This window comes from Myxococcus sp. AB056 (genome assembly GCF_006547365.1).
Classification (GTDB): domain Bacteria; phylum Myxococcota; class Myxococcia; order Myxococcales; family Myxococcaceae; genus Myxococcus; species Myxococcus virescens.
Genome location: NZ_VHLB01000004.1, coordinates 1 through 14,720 on the forward strand (window position 1 = coordinate 1; position 14,720 = coordinate 14,720).

Genomic DNA, 14,720 nt, shown 5'->3' on the forward strand with positions numbered 1-14,720 from the left:
CTCGCTGATTCGTTACAGTGCTGCCGGCTGCGCTTCGCAGCGCGACCTGGCTGGCACCGTCTTAAGAAATTGACTGCGGTTTCCGCAATCTAGCTTCTTCTTGGGCTTGCTATTTGGTTTTCAAAGACCGAGTCGCTTGTCTTGCCAGCGACTTCCTGCTACCGTCTTCTTCGTTGCTGCCTCGCCGTCTTTTTCTGCCCGGCGGGGTGTCAGCTTCTATTTCAGTTCGGCGTCTTCTGTCAAGCTGCTGTTTTCGCCGTCCTGCTGGCTTCCGGAGTCTTCAGCGCCGCCCAGTGGCTTCCGCTGATTTCCTCCAGAGGGGCGCGGCTTCTACCGCTTCGCCGCCCTCCCTGTCAACCGCTGCTTCGTTGACTCCCTCGACTCGTCCGCCCTTTCCTTCCGGGCTTCTTCGTCGGGGCGCGGCTTGTACCACCGCCGCGTCTCCTGTCAACTCGCTGCGTTGACTGCCGTATTCCGTATTGTCGTACTGACTCGCTCGAAGTGCCTTCCGCGCCAGTGCGCGGGCTTCTTTGCGAGGGGCGCGGCTTCTATCACCGCCGCGTTGAGGGTCAACAAACTTCGTCGGCCCGTTCTTCCCGATCGTCTCCTGGGTGACGGGCACCGAGGCGGCGAGCAGGGGTTCACTTACTAACGCGCCGCTTCCTGCACGTCAATGGATCTTGATCGGCGTCGTACCCCAGCGTCCGCCCCTGCGGGTTCAACGCACCTTCATTGGTGACAACCCAGGTCCCGGGGAAGAGCATTCCACCTGAAAAATCCGGAGTTTACCGCTCGGAGAGCAGCCGGCCCTTCAAGTCAGGGCGCGCGATCCTGGCGTTCAGGGCTTCTAGCGACGGTCATTGTCAGCCCGCCATGACGTCCCGAAGAGCCAGTCTGCAAACGGGAACGAGATGTTGAAGTTGTGGCGCTGCATCTTCGAAGGGTCGTGATGGGCTTCGTGGTGGCGGCGCAGCTGCCGCATCAGCGCGAGCCGGGCCACCAGGTGCTCGGGCGGCAGGTGGTGGCAGAAGTGCAGCCACTCGTACGTCAGGTAGTACCCGACCGCTGATGCGACGAAGAGCCACCCCACGTTCGGCGAGATGAGGACGAAGCACAGCGCCCCCAGTGGCGCGGCGATGGCGCCCAGGAAGAACAGCAGCAATACCGGGGGAAAGAGCACCATCTTCACGTCCCGAGCGGACTCGTAGGCCAGGGCCTCGTGCGTGAAGAAGCGGTGGTGCTGCTCGGTGTGCCGCTGGAAAAGAAGGCCCAGCCCTCGCCGGCGGTGGTGCATGGGCCCTCGGTGCCCCAGGAACTCCACCACGTTGCCCAGCAGGAAGACCGCGGGCAGCGTCAGCCATTCCAGGGGTCGCCTTCCCTCCAGGAGGGACACGGCGAAGCCGATGACCGCCAGCGAGCCCAGGCTCGTGAAGACGAAGTGCGCGCGCCCGGAGTAGTGGGGGCTCACGTGCTTGCGCCGATAGTCCTCGCGGAATCGCGCCACGCGCTCGGGGATGGAGCGCGTGGCCCTGGCGGCTTCGGCCATCCTGTCATCCTGACTAGCCCTTCTGGCGGGCCTTCACTTTCTGGAGCTTCTTCATCCGGTCCAGGATGAGCGTGCGCTTGAGGCTGGACAGGTGGTCCACGAAGACGTGCCCGTCGAGATGGTCGATTTCATGCTGCAGCACGTGCGCGAGCCGGCCTTCCGCCTCGAGTTCATGCCATTCGGCCGACTTGTCCTGGTAGCGCACCTTCACCTTGTGGAAGCGCGGGCACTTCTCCCACTCGCGCGGGACGGACAGGCAGCCCTCTTCCATCGTCACCGGCTCTTTCTTCTCCAGAATCTGCGGATTGACGATTTCGAAGAAGGTGCCGTCCTCCCGACCCACCAGCGCCACGCGCAGGGATTCGCCGACCTGGTTGGCGGCGATGCCGATGCCTTCGGCTTCCTTCATGGACTCGGCCATCTGCTCCAAGAGCTTCTCGAGCGGGGGGCCGAAGTCAGTCACGGGCTTGGTGGACGAGGTGAGGACCTTATGGGGCCAGATGACGATGTCGCGAGCCATGGGCCGCAATCTGCCATGCACGCCTCCTCAGCGCCGCCCGATTCCGCATGGCAACGGTCCACCGGTTCACACGACGGCCCTCCCCCACCGGGCCCGTTCTCCGCCGGTCCAAGGCAACGCCCGGCCCCATCGTGGCGCGCGTCAGGACCTCCCGCTCCCCATTGAAGCCATCCGTCCAGCCCCAGCCGGACGCCTGTTCCCGCCGGCCCCCCATGCGGGGTGTTCGCTCGAGCGGAACATCCCCAGCTTCACCCTCCGAGCGAGGCCATCCGGACAGTTGGCGCGTCTTCACTGACAGGTCTGCTACACCTGTCCCATGCACCCGCACGCCCAACTCATCACCGACTTCTACTCAGCGTTCCAACGCCGGGATGCCCAGGCCATGGCCGCCTGCTACCACCCAGAGGTGGAGTTCTCTGACGCCGCCTTCGTCGGACTCCGTCGCCGGGAGCCCGGAGCCATGTGGCTCATGCTCTGCGAGCGCGGCAAGGACCTGGAGGTCACCTTCCGAGACGTGCAGGCCGATGACCACCGGGGCCGCGCCCACTGGGATGCGACCTACACGTTCAGCGGCACCGGCAGGAAGGTGCTCAACCGCATCGATGCCGAGTTCGAGTTCCGCGACGGCAAGATTGTCCGGCACCGCGACCACTTCGACTTCTGGACCTGGTCCCGTCAGGCGCTGGGCCCCACCGGGCTGGTGCTCGGGTGGACGCCCCTGTTGAAGAAGAAGGTCCAGTCGAAGGCCCGGAAGTCCCTGGACATCTTCATGCGCGAGCGTGGCATTCCCCAGGAGTGAGGAGAACGCATGGCACCGCCCGTTAGTGAGCGCCCGCCAGTGGAGGCCCTGGACCTCTGGCTTCTGGAGGCCGCCATGGAGCTGCCCACGCCCCTGCACATGCTCGTGGAGCCGAACCCGCACATCGCGCTCAACATGGCGGACGATCCGCGGCTGTACCGGGAGGAGCTGTGTGAGCGGCTGTCGCTGCTCGCCGAGCGCGGACTCATTCGCGTCCACGCGCTTCCGGACGGGCTGCAGGAGCTGTTCTCCCCCGAGGAGATTTCAAGCGCCATCGAGGCCCGGCAGTCCCGCACTCCCTTTGGCTATTCGCTCACGGATGCCGGCGGCGTCGTCTGGGAGCATCACGCCAGGCCCGATTGGAGCCGGTTCGTCAACGCGGGGCAGGAGCCCTCCGCCGACGAGGCCCAGGACGCCTGGGTCATCGAGGCCGCGAGCCTTGAAGCCGCGGACGCAGAGTTCCACTTCCATGAGTCACTCGGCGATGTGCATCAGCCGGTGGGCGAGTCGAAACACGGCGAGGTGCTGACGCCGTGGCAGGTGACGTACTGGAAGACGCTGCCTCACGGATACCGGCTCCGGTACGTCACCGTGCCGCGCCCTGCCGACCCGAACCGGAAAAGGAGCGTGCCTTCCCGACCGCCTTGGTACACACGCGTCTGGCTGTGACACCGCGCCCGCGCGCTCACGGCTCCGATTCGGACGTCTCGAGGTGCTGGTACGTCAGCGGGCCGTCCCCCTCGCGGGCCAACTTGGCCGTGCAGCGAACGTTGCCCCGCCAGTCCAGGAGCTGGAGGCCCAACGTGCCGTCCTCGTGCAGCAGCAGCGAGCCATAGCCGTTGTTGCCCAGCTCGGGTCTCAGGTCCGTCCACTCGGGGAAGCGTGCGTGCGACTCCAGGAAGCGCACGGGTGCTGGAGACTTCAGACCCGGCGTCACCGCTCGCACCGGGAGCCCCGCGTGCCCCAGGCTTCCTCCCAGGAACGGGAGCGCGGCGCTCCGGTCGAACAGTGCTCCGTAGGGCGTGGCGCCCCAGAACCACACGTCGACCTGTGCGCGCTCGACCGCCAGTTCCCGGAGGTCTTCCAGCAAACCGGCGTGCCTTGCTTCTCCGTATCGGTAGGGCGCATCGTGGCTCAGGAAGATGTTCGTTGCGCCTCGCTGGCGACCCTCCTTCAGCACTGACTCCAGCCAACTCAGGAGCGCGGGGTCCTGGTGCCGTCCTGGTTCGAAGTACGCGGTGTCCAGGCCGATGAGTTGGAAGCGCTCCGAGGCCAGGCAGAAGTAGCTTCCCTCCTGGACTTGCTTCGCTCGTGAGGCGCCTCGCCGCTCGTCCAGGTAGCGGTAGAAGGGCGTGCCTCCGGAGCGCATCTCCGGGCCCGCGTTCAACGTCATCAGCGTTGTGACGGGCAGCATCGGTTCGAGCGGCTCGGCCACGTGCGCGTCGAATTCGCCCCGACGGCCCGCGTAGTACACGCCCCCGAGGTGCACCGCGTACTCCAGCCGCTCGCCTCGCATGATGAGCTGACGGGCCACATAGCGCGCGGGGTATTCGCCCGTGCCGAAGCCTCCGAACAACGCTACCTCCACCGGCCGTCCCGGCGCGGGCTCGCGGAGCTCGTAACGGAAACGGGTGGCGTGATGCGCATCGTCGTGCCGACGGAACTCCGCTCGGTGCCAGCCGCCGTGAAGCCAGGCGCGACCGCTGAACAGGAGCCATCCGCGCAGGTCCGCCACTGGCTCAAAGCGGGTTCGCGAGGAGTCGATGGGGATTTCATTCGTCATCAGCGGGAAGGTGAATTCCGGCGGCAGTGACGCCGAGGCCCGCGCCTGGAATGCCGGTTGCCGCAGGGCTTGGAGCGCGGCTTCGGGCTCGCGCAAGGACTGCTCCAGTTCCTGGAGCACGTACACCAGGGCTCCCTCTGAAACGGGCGCGCCCAAGTCCTGGCAGATGAGGCTCAGGACCTCTTCCGGCTCGCGCAGGAAGCGCTCGCGCAGCGCGCCCAGGTCGTCTGGACCGAGCGGCGGTAACTCCGATACGTCGGCGCTCGCGACTCCGGACGTCGCCTGAGCCGTTACCGCGGCTGAAGGAGCCCGGTACCCGAGTGCCGTGTAGAACTCCATCCGCTTGCGGTCCATGGGCGCATCATCGCCCCTTGGCCCGACGCGGGGAATGCCATGCTCGACACGCTCGTCGGGCCTGGGCCGACGTGGGGATGGCCGAGCCTGCCGCAGGACCGCCACGTTTGCTCATCGGGCCTGGGCAATGAACACAGGGTGGCGCCGTCTACAGCACCCTCCTGTGTCTGGGCAAACCTCTGTCCAGCGCCTGCCCAGTGCCCAGTCCCGTGGATCCAGTGTGGCCGAGTGGCGACTACTTCTTCGCTTTCGCTGCGGCCTCGGCCGCATGCGCTTCCGTCACCTTGCTCGCGTCACGCTGGCGGCCATCACGGTAGGCGTAGAGCGTGTAATACGAACCCGTGGCGTAGCCCGGCAGCTTGCGGGGATTGAAGACGCTGGTGCTCGACACCGAGCCACCCACGAAGCCCTTGGGCACGTCCACCAGTCGCATCGCGCAGCCAGCCAGGACCAGCCCCGCCGCTGGCACGTCGTTGCTCACCAGCGTGCACGTGCCCCGCGCGGTGAAGCGCCCCTCCGGCAGGTTGTAGCGCATGTAGACATTCAGCTGCTGCCCGGCGGGAAAGGCGCTGTCCGTCACCTGGACGCACGCCGTCGCCGAGCCCACGCGCCGGCCGCCCCCGTCCACCACCTTGCCGTCCTTGGGATTGTGCTCTGGCACATACACACTCCCGCCCAGCTTCACGTTCACCTCGAAGGGCGCCGCCGCGCACACCGCTGGGTCCGCAGGGCTCGCCGGGTCCTCCTGCGTGCGGAACTGCATCACCACCTCATTGGCCCCCGCCTGCGCCGACAGCAACAGGACACCCAACATCCCCACCGCACCGCCGAGCTTTCGCGACATGGCGTATCTCCCTCCAGACCGTGAGGGGCTTTTCAGCCCACCGCTTGCACCCCTTCGACGCGCCCCGCGCCAGGGCTACTGCCACGACAGCGTGTATTCGGTGTCGAGCGGCCCCGTCTGCCGGCCGTGCACCTGGACCTGCTTGCCGCCCACCGCCTCGATGACGGCCTGGAGCGTGCCCTCGTGGTAGGCGGGCGGCATGAAGTCCCGCTTCATCGTGAAGATGCCGCTGGTGTCGCCCGTCCACTTCACCGCGCGCTCGCCATAGCTGACCGCCGCGCGGTAACCCGAGTGCAGGTTGCCCACGAGCCGCTTCGGACTGTCCGACGCCAGCAGCAGCAGCGTCTTGCCCGCCGCCGAAGACAGGAAGTCCGTCGTGGCCACCACGCCCATGCGCCGCAGCGCTCCGTCGAAGCCGCCGTGCTCCGGGCCCATCACCTGCGCCGCCGTGAAGGACATCCGCAGGAAGGCGGCCACCGGGTAGTTGAAGAAGTCGATGAAGCGCGTCTCACCACTGGCCGCCAGACAGCGCTCCACCGCCGCGTCCCCTCCCATCGTGCGAACGGCGGACACCACGCCATTGAAGAAGAGCCCGCGGGCCGTGTCGTCTTTCGTCGCCAGCGCCAATCGCGCGTCCAACTCCTTGGCGATATTTGGATCCATCTTGTTCATTACAACCTCACGAGTTGCGCGCCGTAATGGACGTTCGCGCCTACCGCTGCCACCACCACCAGGTCACCACTTCCCAGACGCACGCGTCCTGCTTCCAAGTCTTCAGCCAGAAGGATGAGCATCCCCGCCGCCGACGTGTTGCCGTAGCGGTCCACGTTGCACGCCACCGCCTCACGCGGCAGTCCCGCCCGCTCCACGAAGGCGTCCATCACCCGCTTGTTCGGCTGGTGGAAGTAGTACCGCTCCACCTTCGAACGCAGCTCCGGACGCGGCCCGAGGACGGCGTCGAGGCACTTCTGCATGTACTCTGGATAGCTGCGCGCCACGCGGAAGCCATCCACCACGAAGGCCATGTCCGCCGGGCGCATCCGCCCCGGCTGATACGGCAGCTTCAACAGGCCGCCCCCCTTGCGGATGACCAGGTCTCCGTACGCGTTGCCGGAGAAGGACGCCAGGATACCCTCCGCCCCCGACTCCCCTGGCTTCGACTGGAGCACCACCGCGCCCGCGCCGTCGCCGAAGACATACATGGAGAGGTAGCCCTGCAGCGTCTTCGAGCGGCCCGGCCCGGGCGGCAGCTCGTCCGTGTAGACCTCCCGGTTCACCAGCGGAGACGTGAAGGCAGAGGCCACCACCGCCACCGTGCGGAAGCGCCCTCCGTCCATCATCTTCTTCACCATGTCCAACACGTACGGCGTGCCACCGCAGCCGTCGTCCACCACGAGCCCAAACGCGTCCTCGCGCAGCTCCAGCCGCCGGTGCAGCTCCATGGCGTCGTGGTTGAAATGCGGCGCGTCCGGCGTACACGTCACCACGAAGAGCGCGTCCAACTCCTTGGCATCCACACCCGCCTGGGCGAGCGCCTTCTGGAGCGCCACCTCGCACATGTCCGTGTTGTTGGCCGGGTAGACGTGTCCGTCATTCTCGGGCGGCGGAATCGCCCGGCCCGTGGCCTCGTCGATGTCCCAGAGGAAGCGGCGCTCCCGGATGCCGACCTTCTCCTCGATGCGCTCCGCCGGCCACCCTGGGATGGCCCTGGCGATCCGCTCGTTGCTCACCACGCGTGAAGGAACGAAGGCACCGGCTCCGACGACACAGACATTGGGTGTCATTTAATGGCCCCGTTTTTTCACAGCCTCGCCATATGGGAGGGATTCCCTGGCAACGGGGATTGAGCAGGATTCAGGCCATATACGAAGTCATTGAAACAACTGCCGCTGGCGAATGGGACCGATTCACCCGTGAATCATCCTCCAGTCAATGGTGCGACGAAGCCACTGAGATTACTGGAGATTTCCAGTGCTTCACAAATGAAGCGGCAACCGTTGCGAATGAAGCGCTCCGTCATGAGAATTTCCTCTCAGTGACTGAGCATGTCACCCCAGGTGTCGCCGATGACTTCACTGCACTGTGAAAAGGGCCGCTGCGCGCATGAGTGATTGATGACCCATGCGACGAATCCGGGCGCCGAGCCTCTCACTGGGAGTATCTGGATTGAAGGGCAGATGAGACGGCTGTGCTGAAATCAACACATCGGGAAGGCCGCCCACCCATTGGGGGCGGCCACTCACCGACCTGGCGCGGCTCAGAACGGGATGTTGTCGTCGTCGTTCGGTGGAGGGATGTCGTCGCCGCCGTAGCTTCCGCCTCCGAAGCCACCACCGCCCCGGCCACCACCGTAGCCGCCCTGGTTGCCATAGCCGCCCTGGCTGCCATAGCCACCGTCGCTGCCACCCCCCGCGTCGCCGCCCCGCTGCCGCGCGATTTCCGCCTCGATGGCGGCGAGCAGTTGGCGCTCCTTGTCGTGCCAGCGCGACTTGCTCGCGTCATTCAGCGTGCGGCGCGCGCCGTTGGCGTAGAACTCCAGGTCGCCCATGCTGGCGCCGACAATGGGTCCGCCCTTGCTGCGGCCGTAGTTGGGGAAGACCATTCCATCACCACCACCGCCGCCACCGCTGCTCGCGGGCGCTGAACGCCGCGCTGCCGGGGCCGCCGCGTCCGGCGTGCCACCGATGGACATCTCTCCCAGCGTCAGCGTGAAGCCCTCGCCGCTCTTGAACGCCGTGCCCACACGCACCTGCTCCACCCGCCCGTCGGGACGACGCACCGCCACGGTGACCGGATAACCTTGCTCGCTCATGCCGGGCCGAATCCCATCCCCGCCCCGCCACTGTCAACGGAGACTCGAAGGGGATGTCCGGGAACCGGTCGCTCGTCCGGCCTGCTCGCCGCGCTTCCTGGATTCCACTTGAGCTGCTCGGGCCCGAAGGCCCGAGGGAATCCGCCGAGCGCGGCGCTCGAATCAGAACAGCGAGCCCTGGGAGGAGGAGCGGCCCTTCTTGCGCTTGCCGGCTCCAGCCTTCGCCTTGGTGGTCTTGACCTGGCGCCCACCCTTGGCCGCGGCCTTCTTCGCGGCCGGCGCCTTCTTGGCCACCGACTTCTTCGCGGCGGCCGGGGCCTTCTTCGCCCGTGCGGCCTTCTTCGCGCCCGCGGCCTTCCGACCCGCTGACTTCTTCGCGGCGGCCGGCGCCTTCTCCGCGGCGGGCGGCGGCGGCGCCACCACGGGGGCCGGGGCCTTCTTCCTGGCGCCACCCTCACGCAGCGCCTTGCTGGCGGCGCGGCCACGCGGCAGCGTCACGTCCTCCACCGATTGCGGAAGCGCGTCGTCCTTCCACGCCGACGGCCGGCGGTTGGTCCGCATCAGCAACCGCAGCTTCTGGTAGTGCGCCGAGCAGTACCCCTTGGAACGGCTGGGGCGCTCGCAACCGATGACGGCGCACGCCCGGGTGCCCTCCTCCGCGCGCGCCTGATTGACGACCGGCTTCGCGGCCACGGGCCGGCCCACGGCTGCGCGCCCCTTTGGCGCTGCGACCACCTGCTTGCGGCCTCCGCGCGTGGACGCGGGCAGCGCCGTGGGCGTCCGCACTCCCGCCATGGCGCCGAGACGGCTGGTCAGCGGCGCCAACCGGTGTGTCACCTCACGCAGCAACTCCAGGGCCTCCAGGCCTTCCTCCATGCGCCGGACCGCCTGCTGCAACGGGACCAACTGCGCATCGAGTTCGCGCCGGAAGACTTCGCCAAGAGCATTCGCAATGGACATTGCTCGGGAGAATACACCGGGCCCCGGGAAACCGGTGTGAAAACCTGTGCTTGGCTCGCACCAATCGTTGACCGGCGGGCGAAGCCATACATCCCGTGAGGTCGGCCCCTCCCGCCAGCGCAGCGCCTACCCCCGGACGCTGACGGTGGCTGGCGGCTCGGCCCGAGGGAGGGCGCGCTCCGGCGCCTCCCGCTGGAGCTCGGGCGGCCGGCTGACGGCGGCCGTCCCGCAGGTGCGCGCCGCCAGGGAGAAGGCCCCCACGAGCAACAGTGCTGGAACAAACAGGTGACCCATGGCGCCTCCTCGATGCAAGTGACGGACGTGAATGCCGACCAACCCCGCGGGTCTCCTCCCCGCGAGTCCGCCCGGCTGCTTCTGCCCGAGACATACGAACGAGCTTGCCGTTCGGGTCTGACGTTTCCGGAGCCCCGGGTACGTGAGCCCCCCAGACACCGCGGCGGGTGTTAAAGGGACGGAGCATGAGCCAGGCGCCCACTCCCGTCCGCTTCAAAGGCACCGACACCTACCTGACCCACGAGAGCCTCCAGGCCGCGGTCAACTGCGCGCTCACCCTCCAGCGCCCCCTGCTGGTGAAGGGCGAGCCCGGCACCGGCAAGACGCTGCTGGCGGAGGCCATCGCCGAGGCCCTGGGGCACCGGCTCATCACCTGGCACGTGAAGAGCACCACCCGCGCGCAGGACGGCCTCTACGTCTACGACACCGTGCAGCGCCTGTATGACTCGCGCTTCAACGACGGGGACGTGCGAGACATCCGCAAGTACATCCGCCAGGGGCCGCTGGGCGAAGCCTTCTCCTCCCCCGAGCGCGTGGTGCTGCTCATCGACGAGGTGGACAAGGCGGACCTGGAGTTCCCCAACGACCTGCTCCACGAGCTGGACCGGATGCGCTTCCGCGTCACCGAGACGGGTGACGAGGTGGTGGCGAAACACCGCCCCGTGGTGGTGATTACATCCAACAACGAGAAGGAGCTGCCCGACGCCTTCCTGCGCCGGTGCGTGTTCCACTTCATCGACTTCCCAGACGCGGAGCTGATGCGCCGCATCGTCGACGTGCACCACCCGGGCCTGGACAGCGCGCTGTCCGAGCAGGCGCTGAAGGTCTTCTACGAGCTGCGCAGCTTCACCCGCCTGCGCAAGAAGCCCTCCACCAGCGAGCTCATCGACTGGATTGCCGTGCTCAAGGCCCAGGGCGTCAACGACCTCAAGCTGGACGAACAGCTCCCCTTCCTGGGCGCGCTGCTGAAGAAGGAGCAGGACCTGGTCTCCGTGGCGGAGGCCTTCGGGCGCGGGCGCCGTCCCCGGGCCTGACGAGGCGCTGCCATGTTCCTGCCCTTCTTCTATGAGCTGCGCCGGCGCGGGCTGAAGGTCGGCGCCCAGGAGGCGCTGGCGCTGGCTGGCGCGCTGCGAGCGGGCCTGCACGACAGCCACCTGGACGGCTTCTACCATGTGGCCCGGGCGCTGCTCGTGCACTCGGAGACGCAGCTGGATGCGTTCGACCAGGCCTTCCTCGCCCACTTCCAGGGCGTGGAGTCGGCGAGCCTGGAGCTGACGCAGGAGCTGCTCAACTGGCTGGAGGAGGCCCGCGAGCGGCCCGACCTGAGCCCCGAGGAAGTCGCGCTGTTGGAGCAGTTGGACCCGGAGGAGATTCGCCGGCTCTTCGAGGAGCGCCTGAAGGAGCAGAAGGAGCGCCACGACGGTGGCAACCGCTGGGTGGGCACCGGCGGCACTTCTCCCTTCGGCAACAACGGCTTCGGCCGCGAGGGCATCCGCGTGGGCGGCGGCGCGGGCAACCGCCAGGGCCGCGCACTGATGCAGGCCGGCGCCCGGAAGTACGCCGGCTACCGCGACGACGTGGTGCTGGACACGCGACAGATGGCGGTGGCGCTGCGCAAGCTGCGCGCCTTCGCCCGGGACGGCGCGCCAGACGAGCTGGACGTGGACGAGTCCATCGCCGCGACCGCGCGCAACGCCGGTGAGCTGGAAGTGGTGACACGGCCGCCACGACGCCCCAACACGCGCGTGGTGCTGGCCATGGACGTGGGCGGCTCCATGGACCCGTACGCGGCGCTGGTGAGCCGGCTGTTCAGCGTGGCCAGCCAGGCGACGCACTTCAAGGAGCTGCGCACCTACTACTTCCACAACTGCGTCTACGGAAAGCTCTACGCCACGCCGCAGCTCACTGGCGGAATCACGGTGCCGGAACTGGTGGCCCAGGTGGGACGGCACCACAAGCTGGTGATGGTGGGGGATGCCTCCATGGCGCCCTACGAGCTGTCCATCCGCACCGACGCGCAGGGGCACTACAAGACGGACGGGCTGGAAGGGCTGACGTGGCTGATGCAGCTGGCGCAGCACTTCGAGCGCAACGTGTGGCTCAACCCGGAGCCCATGGGCACGTGGCGCACGGGGACCATCTCCGTGATTGCCCGCCTCTTCCCCATGTTCGCCCTGACGGTGGAGGGCCTGGGTGAAGCCGTCACGCACCTGACGCGCGGACGGACCGTGAGGGGCGCGGCGGCGCGGCGCTGAGGCGTGTCCGTAGGGCGCGCGGGATTCATTCCCGTGCCCCCCAGGGCAGGAATTCCGGGTGCGCCCGTGGACTGGCGGACGGCCGGGCGAGCCCCAGCGCATTTGGTGCAGCACCTGGAGCGTCACTTGCGGCATGGTGCGCGCGCACGCGAGCGGGACCGCGAGGACACCATGACAACCGACAAGCAGGACGTGCTGGCCATCAACACCATCCGCACCCTCGCCATGGATGCGGTACAGCAGGCCCACTCGGGCCACCCGGGGGCTCCCATGTCCCTGGCCCCCGTGGCGTACCAGCTCTGGCAGCAGGAGCTCCGGTATGACCCGTCCCACCCCATCTGGCCGGACCGGGACAGGTTCATCCTGTCCAACGGCCACGCCTCCATGCTGCTGTACGCGCTGCTCCACCTGGCCGGGGTGAAGCGCGTCACGCGGGAGTACACCGTCGAGGACGCGCCCACCGTGTCGCTCGAGGACATCAAGAAGTTCCGGCAGCTCGACTCGTCCACCCCGGGCCACCCCGAGTACCGGTGGACCAGCGGCGTGGAGACGACCACCGGCCCCCTGGGCCAGGGCGTGTCCAACAGCGTGGGCATGGCCATGGCCAGCCGCTGGCTCGCGAGCTACTACAACCGCCCCGGCTTCGAGATGTTCGGCTACGACGTCTACGCCATCTGCGGCGACGGCGACCTGATGGAGGGCGTGGCGTCCGAGGCGGCGTCCATCGCCGGCCACCTCCAGCTGCCCAACCTGTGCTGGATCTACGACAGCAACCACATCTCCATCGACGGCAGCACCGACCTGGCCTTCACCGAGGACGTGGGCCGGCGCTTCGAGGCCTACGGCTGGCGCGTGCTGCACGTGCCGGACGCCAACGACTTGAACGCCATGGGTGAGGCGCTGCGCACCTTCAAGACGGCGCGCGGCAAGCCCACGCTCATCATCGTCACCACCCAGATTGCCTACGGCGCGCCCAAGCTCCAGGGCTCCTCCAAGGCCCACGGCGAGCCGCTGGGCGACGAGGAAATCAAGGGCACCAAGCGCTTCTACGGCTGGCCCGAGGACGAGAAGTTCCTGGTCCCCGACGGCGTGCGCGAGCGCTTCCAGGAGCGCATGGGCGCTCGGGGCAAGCAGCTGCGCACGGAGTGGGAGCAGAAGTTCGCTGAGTACCGCAAGCAGTTCCCCGAGCTGGCCGACCAGTTGGAGCGCATGCAGCGCCGCGACGCGCCCCAGGGCTGGGACGCGGAGCTGCCGACGTTCCCCGCCGACGCCAAGGGACTGGCCACGCGCGACTCCAGCGGCAAGGTGCTGAACGCCATCGCCAAGCACTACCCGTGGCTGGTGGGCGGCTCGGCGGACCTCAACCCGTCCACGAAGACGTACATCACCGGCGGGGAGGCGATGAAGCCGGGCGAGTACGCGGGGCGCAACATCCACTTCGGCGTGCGCGAGCACGCGATGGGCTCCATCGTCAACGGCCTGTGCCTGAGCAAGCTGCGCGGCTACGGCGCCACGTTCCTCATCTTCAGTGACTACGAGCGCCCCGCCATCCGCCTGTCCGCGCTGATGGAGCTGCCCGCCATCCACATCTTCACCCACGACTCCATTGGCGTGGGCGAGGACGGCCCCACGCACCAGCCGGTGGAGCAACTGGCGTCGCTGCGCGCGATTCCCGGCATCATCGTGCTGCGCCCCGGTGACGCCAACGAGGTGGTCGAGTCGTGGCGGGTGATTGCCCAGCAGCGCAAGCACCCGGTGGTGCTGGTGCTCACGCGCCAGCCCGTGCCTACGCTGGACCGCAGCAAGTTCGGCGCGGCGTCCGGCGTGGCTCGCGGCGGCTACGTGCTGTCCGAGGCGGAGGGCGGCAAGCCGGAGGTCATCCTCATCGGCACCGGCAGCGAGGTGTCGCTGTGCCTGGACGCCCAGGAGAAGCTCAAGGCGGACGGCATTCCTTCGCGAGTGGTCAGCCTGCCGTCGTGGGAGCTGTTCGAGGCGCAGTCCCAGGAGTACCGGGACAGCGTTCTGCCTCCGTCCGTGCGCGCCCGCGTCGCGGTGGAGAAGGGCGCCGCCTTCGGCTGGGAGCGCTTCGTGGGGCATGACGGCAACATCGTCGCCATGCGCAGCTTCGGCGCCTCCGCGCCCATCAAGGCGCTGCAGCAGAAGTTCGGCTTCACCGCGGACCACGTGGCTCTGCAGGCGAAGGACTCGCTGAAGAAGACGAAGACGCGGCCGTAGCCCGCAAAAAGAGAGGGCCTCGGACCGTCCCCCAACGGTCCGAGGCCCTCGGGCCTTTTCGGCATCCAGGTGCTCGTCCTGGCGGACTCATGGCGCGGAAGGGTGCGACCCCCGTCGCATCCCAGCCCCCCGGCTGGGGTTCCCCCCACGCCATGAGCCCATCAGGTCACTTCAACGTCGTTCCCGGCTGCCTCGTGGGCGTGAGCGCTGCGTCCCCCCGGTCGCATCCCGGTTCCCCCGAACCGGCTTCCGCTCGCACCTTCAAGTCCTCCAGGTCCGACTGGCTCGTTCGCTCGGGAGGTTCGCCCCCCGGCGCCT

15 protein-coding genes are annotated in these 14,720 nt (G+C 67.9%); 6 read left to right on the top strand and 9 right to left on the bottom strand.

Going from position 1 to position 14,720, the window contains the following annotated elements; translation table 11 throughout:
* Window positions 1–847 precede the first annotated feature (847 nt).
* The gene (locus tag FMP39_RS02835) at window positions 848–1,546 is read right to left on the bottom strand and encodes a sterol desaturase family protein (RefSeq protein ID WP_141588491.1); all 699 of its coding nucleotides are present in this window, start codon (window positions 1,544–1,546) and stop codon (window positions 848–850) included.
* Window positions 1,547–1,559: 13 nt separating this feature from the next.
* On the bottom strand, window positions 1,560–2,066 hold the full coding sequence (def, locus tag FMP39_RS02840; RefSeq protein ID WP_140796157.1) for a peptide deformylase: 507 nt from the start codon (window positions 2,064–2,066) through the stop codon (window positions 1,560–1,562).
* Between the two features lie 316 nt (window positions 2,067–2,382).
* On the opposite strand from def, the gene FMP39_RS02845 reads away from it, so the two are divergent.
* Both FMP39_RS02845 and FMP39_RS02850 read left to right on the top strand, forming a co-directional pair.
* Window positions 2,383–2,865, top strand: a complete 483-nt coding sequence (locus FMP39_RS02845) for a nuclear transport factor 2 family protein (RefSeq protein WP_141588493.1) — start codon at window positions 2,383–2,385, stop codon at window positions 2,863–2,865.
* A gap of 9 nt (window positions 2,866–2,874) precedes the next feature.
* Entirely contained in the window at window positions 2,875–3,534 is a 660-nt protein-coding gene (locus tag FMP39_RS02850) for a hypothetical protein (protein ID WP_228557601.1), read from the top strand.
* A gap of 16 nt (window positions 3,535–3,550) precedes the next feature.
* Here FMP39_RS02850 and FMP39_RS02855 read toward each other — a convergent pair whose 3' ends face one another.
* The 4 genes from FMP39_RS02855 to FMP39_RS02870 form a co-directional block, all read right to left on the bottom strand.
* Window positions 3,551–5,002, bottom strand: coding sequence for a hypothetical protein (locus tag FMP39_RS02855; protein WP_194858207.1), 1,452 nt, complete (start codon window positions 5,000–5,002; stop codon window positions 3,551–3,553).
* A 235-nt stretch (window positions 5,003–5,237) separates the two neighbouring features.
* Window positions 5,238–5,846, bottom strand: coding sequence for a hypothetical protein (locus FMP39_RS02860; RefSeq protein WP_141588494.1), 609 nt, complete (start codon window positions 5,844–5,846; stop codon window positions 5,238–5,240).
* A gap of 75 nt (window positions 5,847–5,921) precedes the next feature.
* Window positions 5,922–6,518 (bottom strand): DUF2378 family protein, encoded by a 597-nt coding sequence (locus tag FMP39_RS02865; RefSeq protein WP_011557265.1) that lies wholly within the window; start codon window positions 6,516–6,518, stop codon window positions 5,922–5,924.
* Window positions 6,518–7,630 (bottom strand): 3-oxoacyl-ACP synthase III family protein, encoded by a 1,113-nt coding sequence (locus FMP39_RS02870; RefSeq protein ID WP_141588495.1) that lies wholly within the window; start codon window positions 7,628–7,630, stop codon window positions 6,518–6,520. Before FMP39_RS02870 ends, FMP39_RS02865 begins: the two co-directional genes overlap by 1 nt.
* A gap of 32 nt (window positions 7,631–7,662) precedes the next feature.
* Between FMP39_RS02870 and FMP39_RS37300 the strand changes: the two genes are divergently transcribed.
* Window positions 7,663–7,932 carry a hypothetical protein gene (locus FMP39_RS37300; protein WP_194858208.1) on the top strand — a complete coding sequence of 90 codons (270 nt, stop codon included), beginning with the start codon at window positions 7,663–7,665 and terminating at the stop codon, window positions 7,930–7,932.
* 171 nt (window positions 7,933–8,103) lie between these two features.
* Here the strand turns inward: FMP39_RS37300 and FMP39_RS02875 are convergent, their stop codons facing one another.
* The 3 genes from FMP39_RS02875 to FMP39_RS37305 all read right to left on the bottom strand — a co-directional run bounded on the left by FMP39_RS02875 (window position 8,104) and on the right by FMP39_RS37305 (window position 9,912).
* Window positions 8,104–8,658 carry a hypothetical protein gene (locus FMP39_RS02875; RefSeq protein WP_090491255.1) on the bottom strand — a complete coding sequence of 185 codons (555 nt, stop codon included), beginning with the start codon at window positions 8,656–8,658 and terminating at the stop codon, window positions 8,104–8,106.
* Between the two features lie 162 nt (window positions 8,659–8,820).
* Window positions 8,821–9,618 carry a cell wall protein gene (locus FMP39_RS02880; RefSeq protein WP_141588496.1) on the bottom strand — a complete coding sequence of 266 codons (798 nt, stop codon included), beginning with the start codon at window positions 9,616–9,618 and terminating at the stop codon, window positions 8,821–8,823.
* Between the two features lie 126 nt (window positions 9,619–9,744).
* The gene (locus tag FMP39_RS37305) at window positions 9,745–9,912 is read right to left on the bottom strand and encodes a hypothetical protein (protein WP_174257196.1); all 168 of its coding nucleotides are present in this window, start codon (window positions 9,910–9,912) and stop codon (window positions 9,745–9,747) included.
* A gap of 185 nt (window positions 9,913–10,097) precedes the next feature.
* Here FMP39_RS37305 and FMP39_RS02885 point away from each other — a divergent pair, with 185 nt between their 5' ends.
* From FMP39_RS02885 to tkt, 3 genes are all read left to right on the top strand, one after another.
* Entirely contained in the window at window positions 10,098–10,946 is an 849-nt protein-coding gene (locus FMP39_RS02885; protein ID WP_141588497.1) for a MoxR family ATPase, read from the top strand.
* 12 nt (window positions 10,947–10,958) lie between these two features.
* Window positions 10,959–12,167 (top strand): VWA domain-containing protein, encoded by a 1,209-nt coding sequence (locus FMP39_RS02890; RefSeq protein ID WP_141588498.1) that lies wholly within the window; start codon window positions 10,959–10,961, stop codon window positions 12,165–12,167.
* A 171-nt stretch (window positions 12,168–12,338) separates the two neighbouring features.
* On the top strand, window positions 12,339–14,402 hold the full coding sequence (gene tkt / locus FMP39_RS02895) for a transketolase (RefSeq protein WP_194858209.1): 2,064 nt from the start codon (window positions 12,339–12,341) through the stop codon (window positions 14,400–14,402).
* Window positions 14,403–14,720 lie beyond the last annotated feature (318 nt).

What these genes read in the sequence shown, in the direction of transcription:
- FMP39_RS02835 (WP_141588491.1), bottom strand. Translation starts at nt 1,546, where the DNA reads ATGGCCGAAGCCGCCAGGGCCACGCGCTCCATCCCCGAGCGCGTGGCG.
- def (WP_140796157.1), bottom strand. Translation starts at nt 2,066, where the DNA reads ATGGCTCGCGACATCGTCATCTGGCCCCATAAGGTCCTCACCTCGTCC.
- FMP39_RS02845 (WP_141588493.1), top strand. Translation starts at nt 2,383, where the DNA reads ATGCACCCGCACGCCCAACTCATCACCGACTTCTACTCAGCGTTCCAA.
- FMP39_RS02850 (WP_228557601.1), top strand. Translation starts at nt 2,875, where the DNA reads ATGGCACCGCCCGTTAGTGAGCGCCCGCCAGTGGAGGCCCTGGACCTC.
- FMP39_RS02855 (WP_194858207.1), bottom strand. Translation starts at nt 5,002, where the DNA reads ATGGACCGCAAGCGGATGGAGTTCTACACGGCACTCGGGTACCGGGCT.
- FMP39_RS02860 (WP_141588494.1), bottom strand. Translation starts at nt 5,846, where the DNA reads ATGTCGCGAAAGCTCGGCGGTGCGGTGGGGATGTTGGGTGTCCTGTTG.
- FMP39_RS02865 (WP_011557265.1), bottom strand. Translation starts at nt 6,518, where the DNA reads ATGAACAAGATGGATCCAAATATCGCCAAGGAGTTGGACGCGCGATTG.
- FMP39_RS02870 (WP_141588495.1), bottom strand. Translation starts at nt 7,630, where the DNA reads ATGACACCCAATGTCTGTGTCGTCGGAGCCGGTGCCTTCGTTCCTTCA.
- FMP39_RS37300 (WP_194858208.1), top strand. Translation starts at nt 7,663, where the DNA reads ATGGGAGGGATTCCCTGGCAACGGGGATTGAGCAGGATTCAGGCCATA.
- FMP39_RS02875 (WP_090491255.1), bottom strand. Translation starts at nt 8,658, where the DNA reads ATGAGCGAGCAAGGTTATCCGGTCACCGTGGCGGTGCGTCGTCCCGAC.
- FMP39_RS02880 (WP_141588496.1), bottom strand. Translation starts at nt 9,618, where the DNA reads ATGTCCATTGCGAATGCTCTTGGCGAAGTCTTCCGGCGCGAACTCGAT.
- FMP39_RS37305 (WP_174257196.1), bottom strand. Translation starts at nt 9,912, where the DNA reads ATGGGTCACCTGTTTGTTCCAGCACTGTTGCTCGTGGGGGCCTTCTCC.
- FMP39_RS02885 (WP_141588497.1), top strand. Translation starts at nt 10,098, where the DNA reads ATGAGCCAGGCGCCCACTCCCGTCCGCTTCAAAGGCACCGACACCTAC.
- FMP39_RS02890 (WP_141588498.1), top strand. Translation starts at nt 10,959, where the DNA reads ATGTTCCTGCCCTTCTTCTATGAGCTGCGCCGGCGCGGGCTGAAGGTC.
- tkt (WP_194858209.1), top strand. Translation starts at nt 12,339, where the DNA reads ATGACAACCGACAAGCAGGACGTGCTGGCCATCAACACCATCCGCACC.